This is a genomic window from Vibrio sp. 811, from assembly GCF_033339195.1.
Genome location: NZ_JAWOUB010000869.1, coordinates 1 through 536, shown reverse-complemented (window position 1 = coordinate 536; position 536 = coordinate 1). Strand labels below are relative to the sequence as shown.

Below are 536 nucleotides of genomic sequence, written 5' to 3'. Positions count from 1 at the left end.
GACGTTGATCGTATCGAGTCAGAGGACCACTTTTCAAAAACATACGAACAACTGAAACCTATCGAAGTGGCGATCCTAAAGCTTGTTGCTGCCAATGAGTCAAAAGGTCTTTATACCAAAACAGGACTAGACAAAGTGAAAGCTTTCACTGGCGACCCAGAAACAGACGTTACGAAATGGTCGGTGAAAAATGCAGTCACACGATTGAAGTCGCTTGAGCTAATTTACAGCCCAGAGCGTGGGAAGTTGGAAATTGAGAACCACGACTTTCGTGATTATATTCTTGAAAAATAAGTGCCTTTCGGCATGTTAAGACTATCAGCCCATGCTTCATGCGTGGGTTTTGTTTATGAGTTGTACTTCTATATTCTCAAACCCCATGTCTCTAACCTGATTTACCAGGATATCAAGCCTCCACACTCTCAAGTCACTGGTTCTTCCATGTCTAATTGCATACGCGATTCCTTTACCACTATCAATCCCAACCAAATGAAACTTGTTAGGATGCAGTTTAGATTCCTGCGCAATTAGTTTGG

At 42.2% G+C, this 536-nt stretch carries 2 protein-coding genes; one reads left to right on the top strand and one right to left on the bottom strand.

Annotated features, from left to right (window positions below; genetic code table 11):
- Positions 1–294 (top strand): hypothetical protein (locus R7Q46_RS29855; protein ID WP_318078679.1); only part of this gene is annotated, 294 nt, incomplete at its 5' end.
- 36 nt (positions 295–330) lie between these two features.
- On the opposite strand, the gene R7Q46_RS29850 is transcribed toward R7Q46_RS29855, so the two are convergent.
- Positions 331–536, bottom strand: a 206-nt coding sequence (locus R7Q46_RS29850; RefSeq protein ID WP_318078678.1) for a hypothetical protein, incomplete at its 5' end; no start/stop codon positions are given.